Raw genomic sequence first — 20389 nt, 5'->3', positions numbered from 1 at the left:
CCAATAATAACATGCGAGCAAGCGGTACAACTGATGGCTACTACACAAGAGACCCGTTTAACCCCACAAGAAACAGCAGAACGGTTAGATCATTTTATCGCTCAGCATCCCCGCTTGTTTATTTTGACAGGGGCAGGTATTTCGACAGATTCAGGCATCCCTGACTATCGAGATAAACACTCCCAATGGAAGCGTCAACCTCCGGTGCAACACCACGACTTTATAAACAAGATCTATACCCGCCAACGCTTTTGGGCACGAAGCTTAATCGGCTGGCCTATTATGCGGGATGCAATCGCCAATACAGCACACCATTGGCTTGTCTCATTAGAAAACGCGGGACAGGTTCAAAGCTTAGTGACGCAAAACGTTGATGGTTTGCACCAACAAGCAGGCTTAAAGAATGTCATTGATTTACATGGCCGTTCCGATCGTGTCATTTGCATGCAATGCCAGAAAACACTCAGCCGAGATAAAGCCCATCTCTGGATGGCCGAACTCAACCCCTCGTTCGCGGCTCTGACCGCTACAGCGGCACCCGATGGAGATGCTGACTTAGAGGACGTCCCTTTCGAAGACTTTGTGATACCCGATTGTCCATCGTGTGGCGGCTTACTCAAACCTGATGTCGTTTTTTACGGCGATAATGTCCCTAAAGAGCGCGTCGAAACAGCACTGAATCACTTAGCTCAGTCTGACGCTTTACTGGTTATAGGGTCTTCCCTAATGGTGTATTCAGGATTTCGATTTTGTAAACGAGCGCACGAGGCAAAAAAACCTATCGCTTTATTAAACCAAGGTATTACACGAGCCGATTCGATCGCCACGCTAAAACTCGATTCAGTAATAAGCCCAGTTTTAGAGGCTTGTAGGGCATTTTAGCTTACTTTTCAAAAAGCCAGCTTTTTTACATTTTATCGGCCAAAGTTATTTGCGTTACCTAGATCAAGGAGATACACTCGAAACTGATCTGTGTTTAGAGATCAAGTTTTATGCGTTTGAAGTGGTTACCTTTCTAAGCTTACCTGCTCCATCTCGCTCTCTTGCTCCCCATTCACAGTGCTCGAGTTACATGGATGTACATCCTGTGGCTAAATCTTTAAATTTTACATTGAGTATTGTTACCGTGTCAGAAACACAAAACGGAACCGTTAAATGGTTCAACGACGAAAAAGGTTACGGATTCATCCAGCGCGAAGGCGGTTCAGATTTGTTCGTACACTTCCGTTCAATCATTGGTCAGGGTCGTCGTACTTTGGCTGAAGGTCAAGCTGTCACCTTCGTTGAAGTTCAAGGACAGAAAGGCCCACAGGCTGATGAAGTAACTCCGCTGTAAGCGAGTCTGCTCTGATTCCTCGAAAGCAGGCTCATTTGAGCCTGCTTTTATTTTGGCTGAAGCGTATGCTCAAGGCAGCTACGCTTTAGCCAATCCCAACCCTTGCTCACGCGTCCATTGCGGCGGCTTATGATAACGGCCCACCACAGAGCTCATCACTGCGAACGCCACCATGGAAACAGCAACCTGCTGTGGCTCAAACACCCATAATGCAGCGATAGCTATAAACATATCTCCTACAATCGTTGTTCTTCCTGGGTGAATACCAAAACGCCGCTCTAAATACATCGCTAGTATATTGAGCCCACCTAACGAAGCATGATGCCTAAATAGAATAATCAGTCCGAAGCCTATGAGCAGTCCACCTAAAATCGCTGCAAAAATCGGATCTACCGTTAGCTGCAAGTAGCGTTGCATTAGCTCAGTCATAACTGACAACAAACTAATGCTACAGAAGGTCCGAACTGTAAATTCAGTACCCATATAGCGCAGCGCCAGCACGTAAAAAGGGATATTCAATAGGAAAAAAATAGCACCGAACGAAAGATCGGTCAGTTGGCGTAAAATCATACCAGCACCAGCCGTGCCGCTGATAAGTAAATCGCTCGCGTTTAGTATATGAATACCTAAAGCCACGAGTAGACAGCCCTCAAGAATTGAGAGCCAACAGTGGGTCGTATACATGGTAGTACACCTCAATACAGTATGAAACTTGTGGTTGCACACTGGTTGTTAACATTCACCGTCTCTTGTGAAGACATAGGTGATCCATTTACAGCCTGAATAGCTATACCTTTTCTAAGCAAGATTCATGCTTAAAAAAGGTCATATTTTGCCGCCTAAAACGACAAAAGCAGCACCATTATAGTGAGCAATCAAATAAATTGCCCACAAAATGTGCTGCTTGATAAAACTACGTGTTCTTACTTGAAAAAGCTAGAGGCCAACCCGGCTAAACCACCCACGCCGCCTACCGATTCCAACAAACCACCTGCAGAGCTGTTCTGATCGATTAATTCAGGGATCATATCGGACAAAGCACCCGCTGTTTCTTGCTCTGGAACACCAATTTGGTTAGAGAATTCAGCAACATTAGATTCACCTAAAACGGATAAAACATCACTGATCGAAAAGCTGTCATTTTGGCCATCGCCCAACCAAGACTGTGCCAGCGCACCTAAACCACTGCCAGATACTTTTGAGATCAAATCGCTCAAGTTCAGATCACCATTCCCGCCACCTAACAAAGATGATAACGCATTAGAAACCATATCTGGATCTAAACCACCCGCCGATGTACCGAGTTTGTTCAAAAAGAGTTGCGTTGCCATTTTAACTAGATCCATTACCATTCCCCATTGATTCAAATTGTTGCTTTAGAGTAACTCTATTGCATGAATCATCTATTAACAGCTTTCGTTAGTAAACGTCTTCAACCGAATAAAAGCTACATATTGGACACCACACCCTGCAACTTATCAACGCAACTAGACTGATGAATTAACAGCTGTGTAATCGAATCGGCGCTGACAGGACGAGAGAACAAATAGCCTTGCCCTAAAACACACCCTTGACTAATCAACGCGATACGCTGCTTATCAAGCTCTATACCCTCTGCGACCACATTTAAACCTAAGCTCTCGGCCAACTGCAAAATGGTGGTAATAAAGCGCAAGTCAGATGGGCTATCAAATAAGTCCTGAATAAAGCTTTTATCAATTTTTAAGCGCTGTACGGGTAATGATTTCAAATGGCTTAACGATGAATAGCCTGTTCCGAAATCGTCTAATGCCAGTGATACCCCCAGCGAACTTAATCCACGTAATATATGTGGAGAGCTTTCTATATCCTGCATAGTGGTATCTTCTGTTACTTCCAACATGAGATATTGGCTCTGTAATTGAGTGCTTTCGAGCACTTCCTCAACCATTGAGACCAAATCATGGTCGGTGTACATTGATGGCGATATATTGACACTTACAGCAACAAAATATTCCATCGCGTGCCAAGCAACGGCCTGTTTACACGCGGTTGTTAACACCCAGTGATTAAAAATATTAGCCAACCCGGCTTGTTCAGATGTGGTGACTATTTCTTCAGGTGAAATCGTGCCAAATTCTTCACTATGCCAACGCACTAACGCCTCCACTCCTACCATCTTGCCGGAGGTCATGTTGAAGATCGGCTGGTAGAGCAGGTTAAGTTGGTTGTTGTTAATTGCCTTCTCTAACGCATCGGCTAATTGCTTACGGCGCTTTAAATCCTCGTTCATTTGAGCATCAAAAAAGCGATAACTCATCCCTTGCTCACTCTTGGCTTGATACATCGCTACATCGGCATTGAGCTGTGTTTGCGTAATATTTCCATCATCATCAGGGTACAGGCTGACCCCTACACTCGCTCGGGGATAAAACACGATGTCTTGAATCATGAGTGGTTCTGTTATGACCTCACAAATCTGCCATGCCCTTTGCTCAGCCTCATTACGCCCTTCTATGCCCCCTTGTATTAGTGCAAACTCATCCCCACCTAAACGCGCAGCCCGGTTTTTTCCTTGGGCAAGGCCTTGTAAGCGCTCAGCTACTTTAATTAAAAAAGCATCGCCCACAGCATGACCATACACATCGTTAATTTCTTTAAAATTGTTTAAATCTACAATATGCACAGCTACCGAAAGGCCGGATTTATCTGCATCCTGGGCTGCGGCTTCAAGAGATCGCTTAAAGTAAACCCGGTTGGGTAAGCGAGTTAACGCATCGTGCATAGCAAGATGCCGATTTTTAGAACTTTCACGAAAGATCATAAAGACAAGGAATGCACCGCTGCCCAATAGGCCTAACATAAAGTATTGGGTATCCAACTCCAATAAATGTGCCTTATCAATCCCTGCCATACGCTCAGAGCCGTTATAACTTTGCACATGCAACAGTCGAATACTGGGAAACAAACGGGCGAAGCCATCACGTATTTGCCGAGCTTGCTCAGGGGATACTTGCTCATTACTCACTAATGTAGGTTCGGCGTCGTGCAGCAGCCCTTTCAAGTCAGTCAGCAGTTTTTGACTGCCTTCAAGCTGTCTGAACTGAAGCGTTTCTTTACCTATGCTGAGAATATTGACTCGCGACCACAGCAAATCGAACGTGAGCAACATATCCTCTTTACTCACCAGTTTTTCTGAATACATCGCCAAGTTATGCTGAAAATGTAAATAATCAATTTCTAGTTGAGCGGCAGCCCAAGAAGATGTTTTTATATCTTCCGACAAAATACGTGTAGCCTCGGCATGGCGCTGAAAACTCACGAATACGCTTGCCGCGCTGATGACAACCATCATGATTAACAAGGTGTAGCGCCATGGACGAGATAGCATGGGCTAGAAGACCACTATACTGTTAACTTGCCACACCATACTCGATACATGCTTAGGCTGGTCCAACTCAGGAAACTCTTTCACTGGATAGATGACCCACAACGGCCCTTTATCCCTAATAGACATTGCTTCGCCATCCATCGCGTAGGCTAAAATAATAGGAAACTGCTCCAACGTTTTGACGTCGATATCAGCTGAATACATATTTAAAGCAGTGACGCGGATTTTTTGTCCCTGAGCTTTTACTTTGTCCAACAAGTCAGTTAAAAGCACCCCTTTAAAAACCGGCGTTCCGTTCGTCCAAGAAGTGTAGGTGGTTATATGTTGAGAAGGCAGTTCTTGTAACATTGCCATATCAAATTCAACAACTGGATCGGGTGAACCGAGCATATTTGTTTCTTCAATTAAGCCAGAAATACTCAATATCACGCGCTCGGAAGGCCTTTGGATATCGGCCTGAGCCACAAAAGTAAGGCTAACTAATAAGCAAATCAAGCAAGAGGACACAAGGGTTCGCATAGGGCGCATAAACATACACAATAGTCTTTTTAGGTTGAGAATCTACATAATAAAGCGTAGACCAGATGTTCATACACCGCCACAAACCCATAAAAAACCACCCGAAGGTGGTTTGATATATTTAACAATTAAAACAAGTGTTTACAAAACTTTTACGTCTAAAGCACCTGTCTCATATTTAACAGCCATATCCTCTAGCGCGATGGCTTTAATCTTAGACGCGTGACCTGCAGCACCAAACGCCTCGTAACGATCAATACAGATATCACTCATCGCTTCGATAGTTTTCTTCAGGTATTTACGCGGGTCAAATTCGGATGGATTTTCTGCCAGGAATTGACGAATAGCGCCCGTCGATGCTAAACGTAAATCTGTATCGATATTTACCTTACGCACACCAAACTTAATACCTTCAACGATTTGCTCAACAGGCACGCCGTAAGTCTCAGGAATTTCACCACCAAACTCATTAATGATCTTGAGCCACTCTTGCGGCACAGAGGACGAGCCATGCATGACTAGGTGAGTTTCTGGTATACGCTGATGGATAGCCTTAATACGATCAATCGCCAAGATATCGCCTGTAGGCGGACGCGTAAACTTGTATGCACCATGTGAAGTACCACAAGCGATTGCCAATGCATCAACACCCGTTTTTGTCACGAAGTCAGCAGCTTCGTCTGGATCAGTCAGCATCTGATCATGAGACAGCGTGCCTTCAGCACCTACTCCGTCTTCTTCACCTGCTTGACCTGTTTCTAAAGAGCCTAAGCAACCTAGTTCACCTTCCACAGAAACACCACAGGCATGTGCCATTTCTACCGTACGACGAGTTACATCAACGTTGTACTCATAGCTAGAAGGCGTTTTGCCGTCACTCATTAACGATCCATCCATCATCACTGATGAAAAGCCCATAGCGATTGAACGCTGGCAGATCGAAGGCGAGGTACCGTGATCCTGATGCATACAGACAGGCACATGAGGGAACTCGTCAATTGCGGCCAAGATCATATGGCGCAAAAAATTAGAGCCCGCATATTTGCGCGCACCGGCTGATGCTTGCACTATCACAGGAGAGTCAGTTTTAGATGCCGCTTCCATAATAGCGCGCATTTGCTCTACGTTATTAACGTTAAACGCAGGGATACCGTATCCAAATTCAGCGGCATGATCGAGCAGCTGACGCATTGAGATAAGAGCCATGTTTCACCTATTTCCTTTAATAAAGTTGTTAGCCTGGCCTGTTAGCTCGCGGCACGGGTTTCCAGAATCGCTACTGCTGGCAATACTTTACCCTCTACAAACTCAAGGAAGGCACCGCCTCCCGTTGAGATATAAGACACTTGATCAGCAATGTTATACTTATCCACAGCGGCTAACGTATCACCGCCACCCGCAATAGAAAAGCCTTCACTTTCAGCAATAGCTAAGGCTAAGGTTTTCGTTCCTTCACCAAATTGATCAAATTCAAACACACCCACTGGGCCGTTCCAAATAATAGTACCGGCATCCTTTAGTAGGGCCGCTAAGTTAGCAGCGGATTCCGGACCTATATCCAAAATCATATCATTTTCAGCTACGTCGTCGACAGCCTTAACCGTTGCTGTTGCTGATTCCGAAAACTCCGTAGCAACCACAACATCAACTGGCAACGGAATGTTTACCCGCTTCATCAGCTCTTGCGCTACTGGAATTAAATCATGTTCGCATAGCGACTTACCCACAGGTTTGCCTGCGGCGGCCAAGAACGTGTTAGCGATGCCTCCACCAACAATCAGTTGGTCAACTTTATCAGACAGTGCATTTAACACTTCTAGCTTGGTTGAAACTTTTGAACCACCAACAATTGCCGCCAGAGGTGGTGTAGGTTTATCCAACGCTTTACCCAATGCTTCTAGCTCATTGGCCAACAACGGACCTGCGCAAGCAATCGGTGCAAAACGCGCCACACCATGCGTGGATGCCTGAGCGCGATGGGCCGTTCCAAAGGCGTCCATTACATATACATCACACAGCGCAGCCATTTGTTGCGACAGTGCTTCATTGTCTTTCTTCTCACCGGTATTGAAACGAACGTTTTCTAATAAAACGAGATCGCCTTCTGCTACTTCAAACCCACCTGCCAACCAATCTTTAATTAAAGGTACTGATCTAGAAAGCAGTTTTTCTATATGCGCAGCAACAGGCGCTAATGAGTATTGCTCTTCATATTCACCCTCAGTTGGACGGCCTAGGTGAGACATAACCATCACCTTAGCGCCCGCTTTCAAGGCAAATTCGATTGTTGGTAGAGATGCGCGAATACGGGCATCTGAGGTGACCTGTCCATCCTTAACAGGAACATTGAGGTCTTCACGGATCAGTACGCGTTTACCGCGCAGATCCAGATCAGTCATCTTCAATACACTCATGAGGCTGTCCTACTTCATTTTTATAAATTAAAAGAAAACTACTTCGCCTTTAGCCAATCAACAGCAACATCCAACATTCTGTTAGCAAAACCCCATTCGTTATCAAACCAGCACAATAACTTAATGAGCGTTTCGCCACTCACCCGTGTTTGGGTGCCATCGACTACTGCCGAGCGAGGATCATGATTAAAGTCTACCGAAGCATGCGGCTCTTCGGTATACCCCAAAAGACCTCTAAATTGCTGTTCGGAGGCGTTCTTGAGTAGCTTATTCACTTCCGCGGCATCAGTGCCTTTGGCTACATTAATACTCATATCCATGACAGAGACATTAATGGTAGGCACACGCAGATGTAAGCACTCGAAGCGTCCGGCCAGCTCTGGCAATAATCGGTCAATACCGCGGCTCAAACCGGTATCAACAGGAATAATGGACTGCATAGCGCTTCGCGTCAGGCGCAAATCAGTTTGGTGATAACTATCAATCACCGGTTGATCATTCATTGCTGAATGAATCGTGGTCGTTACTCCTTGGGTAATACCAAAGGCTTCATTTAGCAAATGTAAGACCGGAATAACACAGTTTGTGGTACAGGATGCCGCTGAAACAATCTGCATCTGCGCCGTTAAATCTTGATGGTTTAGGCCATAGACGATCGTCGCATCCACATCAGGCTTGGCAGGTTGAGAAAACAGTAACTTACTTGCTCCTGCTTGCAAATGCTGTTCAGCCGTTGCTCGATCACTGAAAGAACCCGAACACTCGATTACCAGGTCAACATCCAGCGCCTTCCAAGGCAGCAAGGAAGCATCTGGCTGATTCAGCACAAGTATCGCATCTTCATCAATTAACAGATGTGTTTCGTCATGCTCAACCGGAAATGGAAATCGACCATGCGTGGTATCATAGCGCGTTAGGTAGGTGACCGTATCAATATCTGACAGTTCGTTTAATGCAACAACCTGTAACGTCTTATTTAGACCTTGTTGATAGATAGCCCGCAGCACACACTGACCAACACGTCCATAACCATTAATGGCTACCCGGTAACTCATCGCTGCCTATTACCTAAAACAAATAAAGAACTTATAACAAATTAGGCCGGGTTAACCCGGCCTATGCTATGACAGTTAAAGTACTGACTTAACCGTGTTGACGACATTCTCGACAGTAAAGCCAAAATGTTTGAACAGATCACCGGCTGGAGCCGACTCACCAAAGGTAGTCATACCTACCACAGCGCCATCTAAGCCCACAAATTTATACCAGTAGTCAGCATGCAACGCTTCAACCGCTACTCGCGCTTTAACGGCGGCGGGTAAAACAGATTCGCGATATTCAGCATCCTGAGAAGCGAACAGAGTTGTCTCTGGCATAGAGACGACACGAACCTTAATACCTTCGGCAGCTAACGCTTGAGCAGAATCCATGGCTAGCCCCACTTCTGAACCTGTCGCTATTACAATAGCGTCTGGCTGTCCGTCTGTATCTTTTAAGATATAACCGCCACGTTTGATGTTCTGAATTTGCTCATCAGTACGTGTTTGATGTGCTAAACCTTGACGAGAGAAGATCATCGCCGTAGGACCGTCAGCTCGTTCAATGGCCGCTTTCCAAGCAACCGCAGACTCTACGGCATCAGCAGGGCGCCAGCAGCTCATGTTTGGCGTGGTGCGTAAATTTGCAACTTGCTCGATAGGCTGGTGTGTTGGACCATCTTCCCCCAGGCCAATCGAGTCATGCGTGTATACATGGATGGCACGTTGCTTCATTAAAGCAGCCATGCGTAGTGCATTACGAGCATATTCCATGAATACAAGGAAGGTTGCACCATAAGGAATAAATCCGCCATGCAGCGCAATACCGTTCATAATGGCCGACATACCAAATTCGCGTACACCATAAAACAGGTAGTTACCTGACGCATCATCAGCACTGATCCCTTTAGCGCCCGACCATAACGTTAAGTTAGAGCCAGCCAGATCGGCAGAACCACCCAATAACTCAGGCAATAAAGGACCATACGCATTCAATGCATTTTGAGAGGCTTTGCGCGATGCAATGGTTTCGCCTTTGGCAACAACATCGGCAATGTAAGCATCAGCTTTGTCAGAAAAATCAGCCGGCAATTCGCCAGAGATTCGACGTAAGAACTCTGCCGCCAACTCAGGGTACTCATTGCGGTATGACGCCAAACGCTCATTCCAATCATTTTCCGCGTGGGTACCCGCCTCAACAGCATTCCAATCCGCGTAAATATCTTCTGGGATTTCGAATGCTGGATGAGTCCAGCCTAAACGCTCACGTGTCAACGCGATTTCATCATCACCTAGCGGAGCGCCATGGCAATCTTCTTTACCTTCTTTATTTGGAGAACCAAAGCCAATGACTGTTTTACAACAAATTAACGTTGGCTGCGCGGTGTTCTCTTGAGCGGCAAGAATCGCTTCACGGATTTGGTCTGCATCGTGGCCATCGACACCAGGGATAACCTGCCATCCGTAAGACTCGAAACGCTTCACGTTATCGTCGGTGTACCATCCTTCGACTTCACCATCGATAGAAATACCGTTGTCATCCCAGAAGACAATCAGTTTACCCAGACCCAAAGTACCGGCCAGTGAGCATGCTTCATGAGAGATGCCTTCCATCATGCAGCCATCACCCATGAATGCATAGGTATGATGATCAACAATGTTGTGGCCTTCACGGTTAAATTGCGCCGCTAGCGTCTTTTCAGCTACGGCAAAACCCACCGCATTGGTGATGCCCTGCCCGAGAGGGCCTGTCGTGGTTTCAACACCTGGGCAGTAGCCGTATTCAGGGTGGCCTGCTGTTTTTGAATGTAACTGGCGAAAGTTTTTAAGGTCGTCGATAGACACATCATAGCCGGTCAGGTGTAGCAATGAGTAGATCAACATGGATCCATGACCATTCGACAAAATAAAGCGGTCGCGGTCAAACCACTGCGTATTAGCAGGGTTGTGCTTCATGAAATCATTCCAAAGCACTTCGGCGATGTCCGCCATGCCCATAGGCGCGCCTGGGTGGCCTGATTTAGCTTTCTGAACGGCATCCATGCTTAGCGCACGGATTGCATTAGCCAGTTCTCTGCGAGACGACATTCAATAAACTCCTGGGATAACCCGGTTTTTTGTAGGGATGAAGCAAAAAAACAGGTCGTAATTTTCTCGCAGATAACGGCTCGCTTCAATGAAAAAACGTTATTTTGCGCAAAATGAGTGCATTTCACTCTGACTCAACAAACTTTCATCAAAAAAGCAAAGCGAAAATTGTGCATCTGTTGATCGAGAACGGTAAACTATGTGCCATTCCAAAAACGACAGGGTATCGATTTCATCCCTGACTTTTACATGTATTACGAGGACAAAAACAGCCAATGAGCGAATATAGCTTATTTACTTCAGAATCCGTCTCTGAAGGCCATCCCGACAAAATTGCCGATCAAATCTCTGATGCGGTTCTGGATGCGATCATTAGCGAAGACAAGCATGCACGCGTAGCTTGTGAAACTTTGGTTAAAACCGGCGTTGCGGTTGTGTCTGGCGAAATTTCAACGTCCGCCTGGATCGATCTTGAAGACCTCGTGCGTAAAGTCATCTGCGACATAGGTTACACGTCATCTGAAGTCGGTTACGACGGCGAGACATGTGGTGTAATCAACATTATCGGTAAGCAATCGGTTGAGATCGCTCAAGGTGTTGACCGCTCTCGCCCTGAAGACCAAGGCGCTGGCGACCAAGGCTTAATGTTCGGTTATGCTTCAAACGAAACCGATGTATTAATGCCTGCACCTATCACCTTTGCGCATCGCTTAGTTGAGCGTCAAGCTGAAGCTCGCAAATCAGGCCTCTTGCCTTGGTTACGCCCTGATGCAAAATCGCAAGTAACTTTCCGTTACGAAAACGGTAAGCCATCGGGAATCGACGCTGTTGTATTATCGACTCAGCACAGCCCTGACGTAAGCCAGGCTGATCTGCGTGAAGCGGTAATGGAACTCATCATCAAGCATGTTTTGCCAGCTGAGTGGATTACGAAAGATACCCAATTCCATATCAACCCAACTGGCAAATTCGTTATCGGCGGCCCAGTGGGCGACTGCGGCTTAACAGGCCGTAAGATTATTGTTGATACCTATGGCGGTATGGCTCGCCACGGTGGCGGCGCGTTCTCAGGAAAAGACCCTTCCAAAGTGGATCGTTCTGCTGCTTATGCAGGCCGTTATGTGGCTAAAAACATCGTAGCGGCTGGTTTAGCTGACCGCTGTGAAATTCAAGTGTCATACGCCATCGGTGTAGCCGAGCCAACTTCTGTATCTATCAACACATTTGGTACTGGTAAAATCTCTGATGACAAAATCATCGAGCTGATTCGCCGTCACTTTGATCTACGTCCTAATGCAATAACACGCATGCTAGATTTGTTGCACCCTATGTACCAATTGACTGCCGCATACGGACACTTTGGCCGCGAGCCAGAAGAAGTCTCAGTGAATGGCGATACGTTCACCACTTTCACATGGGAACGAACAGATAAAGTAGAAGCCCTGAAAGCCGACGCCGGTTTATAAACCAATACGACTTTCGATGAGACTCTGATAAAAAGGTGCTTACAGGCACCTTTTTTTTGCCTACAAACCATTAACTCAATACGAGTTTGTTAAGCATTTGATTATCAGATGCGAGCCACTTTAAAATAAGCACTCCTTATACTCTGCTTTACTTGGACGCCTACATGCGCATACCTCGTTTTTATGAATCAACCGACATTCGTCAAGGCGAAGCCTTTTCTCTCAGCGATGAGGTGACTCAACATGTTGCTCGCGTATTACGCATGAAAGCCGGCCAACAAATCACCTTATTTAACGGAGACGGCGCAGAACATCTATGCGAATTAACGCACGTAGAGAAGCGCCACGCTGAAGCCATCGTTATCGATACCCACCATGTCAGCCGTTCAAGCCCATTAGCGATTCACATAGGCCAATCAGTTTCTCGTGGCGAGCGGATGGATTACGCGGTTCAAAAAGCCACGGAAACGGGCATGGCCAGCATGACACCGCTCATAACTGAACGTTGCGAGGTCAAGCTAAACAATGAGCGACAAGACAAACGCATTCGACATTGGCAACAGGTTGCCGTAAGCGCATGCGAGCAATCTTTACGTAATGAACTCCCTACCATTAATGCCATCCAAACCTTAGATGATTGGCTAGCCAATGTTGAAGCTGATTTAAAACTCGTTTTACATCATCACACAGAGCAACCGTTAGGCGATTACCCGCGTCCCGATTCTGTTGCTTTATTGATTGGCCCTGAAGGAGGGCTAACAGAAGATGAAGTATCTGCGGCCTTAGCCGCTGGTTTTAAACCAGTAGCCATTGGGCCGCGAGTTATGCGAACCGAAACGGCACCAGTGGCAGCACAAGCAATACTTCAATACCTATGGGGTGATCTAGGCTAGGACAGACCGCACGAATACATTACACTCTGCACGACCTATGTAAATAGCCAGGCATTTGAGTAACGCGCACATAAGACCGGCCTTTAACATTGACCCTAAATATAGATCGTTAACATAGATCGTTAACATAGACCCAACCGAACAGAGGAACCGCACATGACGTTAAAAGTCGGCATTGTTATGGACCCAATTGAGCAAATCAACTTCAAAAAAGATAGCTCTCTGGCCATGTTGTGGGCGGCTCAGCGAAAAGGCTGGGAGCTTTGGTACATGGAGCAAAAGCACCTATTTAGCCGCGACGGTAAAGCCAAAGCACTAATGGCACCCCTTACTGTGGATATGAATCCTGAAAACTGCTTTGAACGGGGTGATTATATAACCGCAAACCTGAGCGATCTTGACGTTATATTAATGCGTAAAGACCCGCCATTTGATAATGAGTTTATTTACAGTACCCACTTGCTAGAAATGGCCGAAAAAGAGGGCACCCTTATTGTCAACAAACCGCAAAGTCTACGCGACTTTAACGAGAAGCTGTTCGCCACACAGTTTCCACAGTGTTGCCCGCCGGTTTTGGTCACACGCGAGCCAAACTTAATCCGTGAGTTCCACAAAGAGCACGCCGATATCATCGTAAAACCTCTGGATGGCATGGGCGGAGCCTCTATATTCCGTGTTAAAGAAGACGGTCTGAATCTAGGTGTCATTATTGAAACCGTCACAGCCCACAGTAGTGAGATGGTGATGGTGCAGAAATTTATCCCCGAAATCACCGAAGGCGACAAGCGTATTTTAATGATTAATGGAGAACCTATTTCTCATTCGCTGGCGCGCATACCAACTGGGGGCGAAACCCGCGGCAATTTAGCGGCAGGCGGCCGAGGAGAAGGCCGAGAACTGACTGATCGTGACCGCTGGATTTGTGAACAAGTAGGCCCCACCCTAAGAGCAAAAGGTTTATTGTTTGTCGGACTGGACGTTATTGGCGACTATCTCACTGAAATTAATGTGACTAGCCCTACTTGTATACGCGAACTCGACAATCAATTTGGCTTGGATATAGCGATGCAATTAATGGACTCAATTGAGCAGACTATTCATTCTAAGCAGGCGTAACTTTTGTGTCAGTAGCGACAAACGAGACCAACACCCCAACACGATTAGGCTCAATGGATAAGCTCGGCTTAGCCCTCGTTATCGCTATTGCGCTGCATGCTCTTTTCATATTCGGTAGCAGCTTTATTACCACTGACACACCACCGCCCGTTCATACGCTAGAAATTACACTAGCCAAGCACGCCGCTAAAGAGGCCCCCAAAGACCCTGACTTTTTAGCGCAAAGTAACCAAGAAGGCAGCGGTACTCAGGAAGAAAAGCGAATTTTATCAACAACTCAACAATCCAATTTTGAAGACGATCGGATTCGCAATCAATCGGCTCTACCGACTAACGCTGAGCCCGCCGAAGAAATAACACCGGAGCCTCCAACGCCGGCCACTACTAAAGCACCTGAGGCGGGCCCTGAAAAAGAGAGCAGCAAGCCTTCTCAAACGGTTGTTACTACCCAAAAATCCAAACAAAAGAAAGAATCAGTAAAACCCAAAAAAACACAACAAGCTAGCAGCGCTCCTAAAGCAGGACAGTCAACGTCACTATTGGCGCGTTCACTCGAAATTGCCAACTTACAGGCCGAAGTAAGATTACAAGAAGAAGAGCTAGCGGCATGGCCCCGTATCAAACGCCTAACGTCAGTATCCACCGCCGCTTATGATGATGCTGTGTATCTCAACAACTGGCGAAAGCGTATCGAAAATGTGGGGAACTTAAATTACCCTGAAGAAGCTCGTAGTCGCGGCGTATTCGGCACATTGCGCTTAATGGTTGCTATTCTTCCTGATGGCAGCCTCAAAAGTGTCGAGATTCTGCAGTCATCAGGCCACAAAATCCTCGATGATGCGGCTATACGCATCGTGCGCCTAGCATCTCCTTTCCAACCATTTACACCAGAAATGCGCAAACGCACTGATATTCTTGAAATCATACGCACGTGGAAATTTGAGAAAAACACACACTTGTACTAAACCTAATGGGTCAGTCTAAGAGTGTGCGTGCAAAGAACCATGAATAAAAAACAAACCTGTTTGCGAGATCACTTTTTAATCTCCATGCCTCACCTTCAAGACGATGGTTTTGCTAAAACCATTATCTATTTGTGTGATCACAGTGAATACGGAGCAATGGGGCTCGTAATTAACCAGCCCTTAGCCCTCACGTTAAGTGAAATGCTAACGCATTTGGATATGAAGACAGGCAAGTATCAACAAGCCACATCCGTTTACGCTGGAGGCCCGGTTCAAAGCGATAGGGGTTTTGTTTTACACCGCCCTTATCTGGGCGACCCGTGGTTATCCACCTATAAGATATCTGACGAGATCCAACTCACCACTTCGCTTGATATTCTTGAAGCCATTTCAAGTCATGGTTCAGCTGAGGCCTTAATCGCCATTGGTTATGCAGGATGGGGTGCTGGACAACTTGAAGAAGAAATTAGTAACAATGTCTGGTTAAGCTGTCCTGCAAATTCCGATATAATGTTCAATATGCCTGCTGGCGAACGTATGCAGGCGGCCGCCGCCCTGCTGGGCGTGAATCTTAATTTGCTGACCGCTCATAGCGGCCGCGCCTAAATAGATAACTCATGACTGCAACCAGCCAATGTGTGCTGGCCTTTGATTTCGGCACGCGCAGAATAGGCGTCGCAGCAGGCCAGACATTTACAGGTACATCAACCGCATTAACACCTGTTTTTGCTAAAGAAGGCACCCCTGATTGGCCTTCTCTCGAAAAACTCATCAATGAATGGCAACCTGACATTTTAGTTGTCGGTATCCCACTTAACATGGACGGTACTATCAGCGAAATGTCGCGCCGCGCACGCAAGTTCGCCAACCGCATACAAGACCGTTTTCAACTCCCTTGCTTTTTGATGGACGAGCGTCTCTCTACCAACGAGGCAAAAGAAATCCATTACAGCAAGGGCGGTAGTAACAATTTCAAGAAGGAGTCTGTCGATGGCTTAGCCGCTCAAATCATTTTTGATGGCTGGCTAAACTCATCGCAGCGTATTCCAAGCCATACCCGTCTGGAGGATCTTTATGGTCTCGGGAACTCTTAACGTCGATTCTTTGTTGGACAAAATGATCGACGAGCTGAACCAATTATTACAACACCGTGAAATTAACGACCCCTACATTATTGGCATTCACACCGGTGGTGTATGGATTGCTGAGCGTTTGCATAGCGCACTGGATGCACAGCAAACGATGGGCACTCTGGACATTTCGTTCTACAGAGATGATTTCTCGCAAATAGGCCTCAACCCTTCTGTACAAGCGTCAAATTTACCTGACGCCACCGAAGGCCGTGACATTATTTTAGTGGATGATGTCATTATGAGCGGTCGAACCATTCGCGCCGCTCTTAACGAGCTGTTTGATTATGGACGTCCAGCCTCAGTCACACTGGTCACATTATTGGACTTGCAACGCCGTGAGCTTCCCATACAGGCGGACGTTTCAGGGGGCACGCTATCGCTTGGACCTAACCAGCAAGTAAAACTGCTAGGCCCGACACCTTTAGCATTAGAAATCCGACAAAAACCAATGACTTAAGGCCGGAGCGCACCATGTTCGAACTAAAAGATGCCTACAGCGTTCAATTGAACCAAGAAGGCCAACTCAAACACTTCATCACCGTTGAAGGTCTATCTAAACCTCTATTGACCGAAATTTTAGACACAGCTGACTCATTCGTCGGCATGGGTGCCCAACAAGTCAAAAAAGTGCCGCTGCTTCGTGGCAAGACCGTAGCCAACCTCTTCTTCGAGGCTAGCACACGCACACTAAGTACATTTGAGTTAGCCGCCAAACGCCTGTCAGCTGACGTGCTAAACCTCAACATCAGCACGTCATCAACATCTAAAGGTGAAACGCTCAAAGACACGTTGCAAACGTTAGAGGCAATGCAAACAGACATGTTTGTCGTACGCCACTCAGATAGCGGTGCAGCCCATTTCATTGCTGAGCAAGTCACGCCTAATGTTGCCGTCATCAACGCGGGAGATGGACGACATGCCCATCCAACGCAAGCCATGCTAGACATGCTGACTATTCGTCGCCACAAGGGTCAATTTGAACCGCTTGTCGTGGCAATTGTTGGGGACATTCTCCACTCTCGTGTGGCACGCTCTCAGATACATGCATTGCTAACGCTGGGGGCGGCAGAAGTACGAGTCATTGCCCCCACCACACTCTTACCCAAACATATAGAAATGCTTGGTGTACGCGTCTTTACTGACATGAACCAAGGATTAAAAGACGTTGATGTCGTGATCATGCTGCGTTTGCAAAAAGAACGAATGCAAAGTGCTTTACTACCCAGCGAGTCTGAATTTTACCGACTATACGGCTTAACAAACGAAAAACTAACCAACGCAAAACCCGATGCTGTTGTTATGCACCCGGGCCCTATCAATCGCGGCGTTGAAATAGAATCAGCGGTAGCCGATGGGCCCCGATCGTTAATTCTTGATCAAGTAACAAACGGAATAGCCGTGCGCATGGCTGTTATGTCGATGGCGATGAGCGGCCAAACCGCCGAAAAGAACAATGTGGTAGAGGCTTAACTTGTTATGTTATTAATCAAAAATGGTCGACTTATAGACCCTAAACATCAAATCGACCAAGTCTGCGATCTGTACATCGATAACGGCAAAGTCGTTAGCATCGACCAAACACCAGCAATTGATGTACCTCCAACTAAAACTATTGATGCAACGGGGCTAGTTGTTACCCCTGGGCTCATCGATATGAATACCCATTTACGTGAACCAGGGCAAACCCAAAAAGCAACCATTGCATCTGAGTCTGCCGCTGCAGTCGCGAGCGGGATTACGACCATGGTGTGCCCACCAACAACCAGCCCTGTTGTCGACTCCCCTGCCGTTGCCGAACTCATTCTAGATCGCGCGCAAGCCACAGGGTTAGCTAATATTTTACCAGTGGGCGCTCTGACACAGGGTTTGAAATCAGAACAGCTCGCACCGATGCATGCTTTAGCACGTTCAGGCTGCGTGGCCTTCAGTAACGGTCGCGAGCAAATCAGCAACTCTCTTGTACTATTACGCTGCCTAGAATACGCGGCCACCCATGACTTCTTAGTGATCTTCCATCCCCAAGATAAAGACTTAGCCGGCAAAGGTTGTATGCATGATGACATTACCTGTACCCGTCTAGGTTTAACGGGTATACCAGAAACCGCGGAAACAGTTGAAGTCTCTCGCTGTTTATTACTCGTTGAGCAAACGGGCGTTCGTGCCCACTTTGGGCAACTTTCATCTGAGCACTCTACGCGCATGGTGATAGAGGCTCGCAAACGCGGCTTAAATGTTACCGCCGATGTTGCCATACATCATTTGCTACTGACTGATGAAAACGTTAATGGCTTTAACAGCTTGTTTCACGTTATACCGCCATTGCGCAGCCAACTGGACCGTGCAGGCTTACTCCACGCCTTAGTCACCGATGGCATACAAGCTATTTGTTCCGACCACCAGCCTCATGACCCTGCCGCTAAACAGGCTCCCTTCGCCGCAACAGAACCCGGAATATCAGGGCTGGAGACCTTGTTACCTCTTGGCTTAATGTTAGTAGAGCAGCAGTTGTTATCCCTAGCGCAACTCATTGAAAAGCTTACCAGTTCACCGGCTCAAATCCTTGATATTAACCGAGGTTCCCTTGCCATTGGCGATATAGCCGATATTTGCATCTTCGATCCCGAACTAACGTGGGAGCTATCCCCAGAGAACTGCGTATCAGCAGGTAAGAACACACCTTTCATCGGCGTGCCACTAAAAGGGAAAGTCACTCATACTCTGGTTAACGGTGAACTGGTGTATCAAGCTTTGTAAGGCATTTATTTTGACGCTTATGCAAGCCAATAAAAAACGCGCCTTAAGCGCGTTTTTTATTACTATCTATTTAAGAGCATAACATGTGAATCTGTTACAGGTTTCGAATCTCCAAATCACCTGACATATTCATATAATCCTCATCCTCTTGTAAGAAAAGCGAGTCATTTTCTGTGGTGGCGGCCGCATTTAATTCGGGATTTGTATCAGCATTTAGCTTAATCATTAAGCGTAAATCGTTCGCGGAATCGGCATGCGCCAGAGCGGTATCGTAGTTGATAGTTCCTTCACGATAAAGCTCATACAAAGCCTGATCAAAGGTTTGCATACCCAAATTAGTCGACTTCTTCATGATCTCTTTAATTTCATGGACTTCCCCTTTACGGATCATATCCTGAATAAGCGGCGTACAAATCATAACTTCGATAGCAGCTCGACGCCCTTTACCATCTTTGGTTGGCAACAATTGCTGTGCCACGATGGCTTTTAAATTAAGAGATAACTCCATCCACACTTGATCATGGTGCTCAGGCGGGAAGAAGCTAATAATGCGATCCAGTGCTTGGTTGGCATTGTTAGCATGCAAGGTCGCCATGCATAAGTGGCCCGTTTCGGCAAACGACAAACCGTACTTCATTAGCTCACGCGTACGAATTTCGCCCATCAAAATAACATCAGGAGCCTGACGCAAAGTGTTTCTCAAAGCAATCTCGAACGAGTCCGTATCAATGCCAACTTCCCGTTGAGTCACTATGCTTTCTTTGTGCTCGTGAATATACTCAATTGGATCTTCTATCGTGATGATATGGCCACGGCTATGGCGATTTCGATAATCGATCATCGACGCTAAGGAGGTAGATTTACCGGTTGATGTACCACCCACGAAAAGAATCAAACCGCGTTTAGTCATGGCTAGATCTTTCATAACCGGCGGTAAATTCAGTTCTTCGAAATTGGGGATGTGCGTATTTATGCGACGCAACACCATGCCTGGCGTGTTACGTTGAACATAAGCACTGACCCGAAAACGCCCTAGCCCCGGTGCGCTAATTGCAAAGTTACACTCGTGCGTGCTTTCGTACTCTGCAATTTGCTTATCATTCATAGTTGAGTAAACCAGCGATCTAGCTTGCGAAGGCTTCAAAGGTTCTTTGGTAAGCGGCTTAACCGTGCCATCAACCTTGATGCTAGGACGCGCGCCTGCCGAGACAAATAAATCTGACGCACCGCGCTCAATCATGACTTTGAGTAGCTGTGTAAACTCCACTATTGGATCTCCAGTTATATCTAATTAGGCC

20 protein-coding genes are annotated in these 20389 nt (G+C 46.6%); 11 read left to right on the top strand and 9 right to left on the bottom strand.

The features are described from left to right. Positions 1-33: 33 nt before the first annotated feature. The gene (locus BS617_RS00910) at positions 34-882 is read left to right on the top strand and encodes an NAD-dependent protein deacetylase (protein ID WP_075171049.1); all 849 of its coding nucleotides are present in this window, start codon (positions 34-36) and stop codon (positions 880-882) included. Positions 883-1126: 244 nt separating this feature from the next. Next, positions 1127-1336: a cold-shock protein gene (locus BS617_RS00905; RefSeq protein WP_246283346.1), complete on the top strand. Its 210-nt coding sequence runs from the start codon at positions 1127-1129 to the stop codon at positions 1334-1336. Positions 1337-1414: 78 nt separating this feature from the next. Here BS617_RS00905 and BS617_RS00900 read toward each other — a convergent pair whose 3' ends face one another. The 8 genes from BS617_RS00900 to tkt all read right to left on the bottom strand — a co-directional run bounded on the left by BS617_RS00900 (position 1415) and on the right by tkt (position 10764). Continuing rightward, a complete protein-coding gene (locus BS617_RS00900) occupies positions 1415-2020 on the bottom strand; it encodes a YitT family protein (RefSeq protein WP_075171048.1) in 606 nt (201 codons plus the stop codon). A gap of 239 nt (positions 2021-2259) precedes the next feature. After that, on the bottom strand, positions 2260-2682 hold the full coding sequence (locus BS617_RS00895) for a YidB family protein (RefSeq protein ID WP_075171047.1): 423 nt from the start codon (positions 2680-2682) through the stop codon (positions 2260-2262). Positions 2683-2783: 101 nt separating this feature from the next. Then, the gene (locus tag BS617_RS00890; protein WP_075171046.1) at positions 2784-4706 is read right to left on the bottom strand and encodes a putative bifunctional diguanylate cyclase/phosphodiesterase; all 1923 of its coding nucleotides are present in this window, start codon (positions 4704-4706) and stop codon (positions 2784-2786) included. A gap of 3 nt (positions 4707-4709) precedes the next feature. After that, positions 4710-5096, bottom strand: coding sequence for a putative pterin-binding protein (locus BS617_RS00885; RefSeq protein WP_170870305.1), 387 nt, complete (start codon positions 5094-5096; stop codon positions 4710-4712). Positions 5097-5366: 270 nt separating this feature from the next. Then, the gene (gene fba / locus BS617_RS00880) at positions 5367-6431 is read right to left on the bottom strand and encodes a class II fructose-bisphosphate aldolase (RefSeq protein WP_075171045.1); all 1065 of its coding nucleotides are present in this window, start codon (positions 6429-6431) and stop codon (positions 5367-5369) included. Positions 6432-6472: 41 nt separating this feature from the next. Further along, positions 6473-7639: a phosphoglycerate kinase gene (locus BS617_RS00875; protein ID WP_075171044.1), complete on the bottom strand. Its 1167-nt coding sequence runs from the start codon at positions 7637-7639 to the stop codon at positions 6473-6475. Positions 7640-7677: 38 nt separating this feature from the next. Next, on the bottom strand, positions 7678-8694 hold the full coding sequence (locus BS617_RS00870; RefSeq protein WP_075171043.1) for a type I glyceraldehyde-3-phosphate dehydrogenase: 1017 nt from the start codon (positions 8692-8694) through the stop codon (positions 7678-7680). Between the two features lie 75 nt (positions 8695-8769). Further along, positions 8770-10764 (bottom strand): transketolase, encoded by a 1995-nt coding sequence (tkt, locus tag BS617_RS00865; protein ID WP_075171042.1) that lies wholly within the window; start codon positions 10762-10764, stop codon positions 8770-8772. 275 nt (positions 10765-11039) lie between these two features. Between tkt and metK the strand changes: the two genes are divergently transcribed. The 9 genes from metK (at position 11040) to BS617_RS00820 (ending at position 19091) form a co-directional block, all read left to right on the top strand. After that, positions 11040-12230 (top strand): methionine adenosyltransferase, encoded by a 1191-nt coding sequence (gene metK, locus BS617_RS00860; RefSeq protein WP_075171041.1) that lies wholly within the window; start codon positions 11040-11042, stop codon positions 12228-12230. Between the two features lie 164 nt (positions 12231-12394). Further along, positions 12395-13123, top strand: a complete 729-nt coding sequence (locus BS617_RS00855; protein ID WP_075171040.1) for a 16S rRNA (uracil(1498)-N(3))-methyltransferase — start codon at positions 12395-12397, stop codon at positions 13121-13123. A 156-nt stretch (positions 13124-13279) separates the two neighbouring features. After that, entirely contained in the window at positions 13280-14239 is a 960-nt protein-coding gene (gene gshB, locus BS617_RS00850) for a glutathione synthase (RefSeq protein ID WP_075171039.1), read from the top strand. Between the two features lie 5 nt (positions 14240-14244). After that, complete coding sequence (locus BS617_RS00845; RefSeq protein WP_246283306.1) at positions 14245-15204, top strand: energy transducer TonB; 960 nt, start codon at positions 14245-14247, stop codon at positions 15202-15204. Between the two features lie 39 nt (positions 15205-15243). Next, positions 15244-15810 (top strand): YqgE/AlgH family protein, encoded by a 567-nt coding sequence (locus BS617_RS00840; protein WP_075171038.1) that lies wholly within the window; start codon positions 15244-15246, stop codon positions 15808-15810. A gap of 11 nt (positions 15811-15821) precedes the next feature. Continuing rightward, positions 15822-16298 carry a Holliday junction resolvase RuvX gene (gene ruvX, locus BS617_RS00835; RefSeq protein ID WP_075171037.1) on the top strand — a complete coding sequence of 159 codons (477 nt, stop codon included), beginning with the start codon at positions 15822-15824 and terminating at the stop codon, positions 16296-16298. Continuing rightward, entirely contained in the window at positions 16279-16794 is a 516-nt protein-coding gene (gene pyrR, locus BS617_RS00830; protein ID WP_075171036.1) for a bifunctional pyr operon transcriptional regulator/uracil phosphoribosyltransferase PyrR, read from the top strand. The genes ruvX and pyrR overlap by 20 nt, the downstream gene beginning before the upstream one ends. A gap of 14 nt (positions 16795-16808) precedes the next feature. Beyond that, the gene (locus tag BS617_RS00825) at positions 16809-17807 is read left to right on the top strand and encodes an aspartate carbamoyltransferase catalytic subunit (RefSeq protein WP_075171035.1); all 999 of its coding nucleotides are present in this window, start codon (positions 16809-16811) and stop codon (positions 17805-17807) included. A 6-nt stretch (positions 17808-17813) separates the two neighbouring features. Then, a complete protein-coding gene (locus BS617_RS00820; RefSeq protein ID WP_075171034.1) occupies positions 17814-19091 on the top strand; it encodes a dihydroorotase in 1278 nt (425 codons plus the stop codon). A gap of 94 nt (positions 19092-19185) precedes the next feature. On the opposite strand, the gene BS617_RS00815 is transcribed toward BS617_RS00820, so the two are convergent. Then, positions 19186-20358, bottom strand: a complete 1173-nt coding sequence (locus tag BS617_RS00815) for a PilT/PilU family type 4a pilus ATPase (RefSeq protein ID WP_075171033.1) — start codon at positions 20356-20358, stop codon at positions 19186-19188. Positions 20359-20389: the final 31 nt, after the last annotated feature.

Origin of the sequence: Neptunomonas phycophila (assembly GCF_001922575.1) — a bacterium.
Taxonomy (GTDB): domain Bacteria; phylum Pseudomonadota; class Gammaproteobacteria; order Pseudomonadales; family Balneatricaceae; genus Neptunomonas; species Neptunomonas phycophila.
Note: the sequence above shows the minus strand (reverse complement) of the source record. Positions and strands in the feature narration are given on the sequence as shown.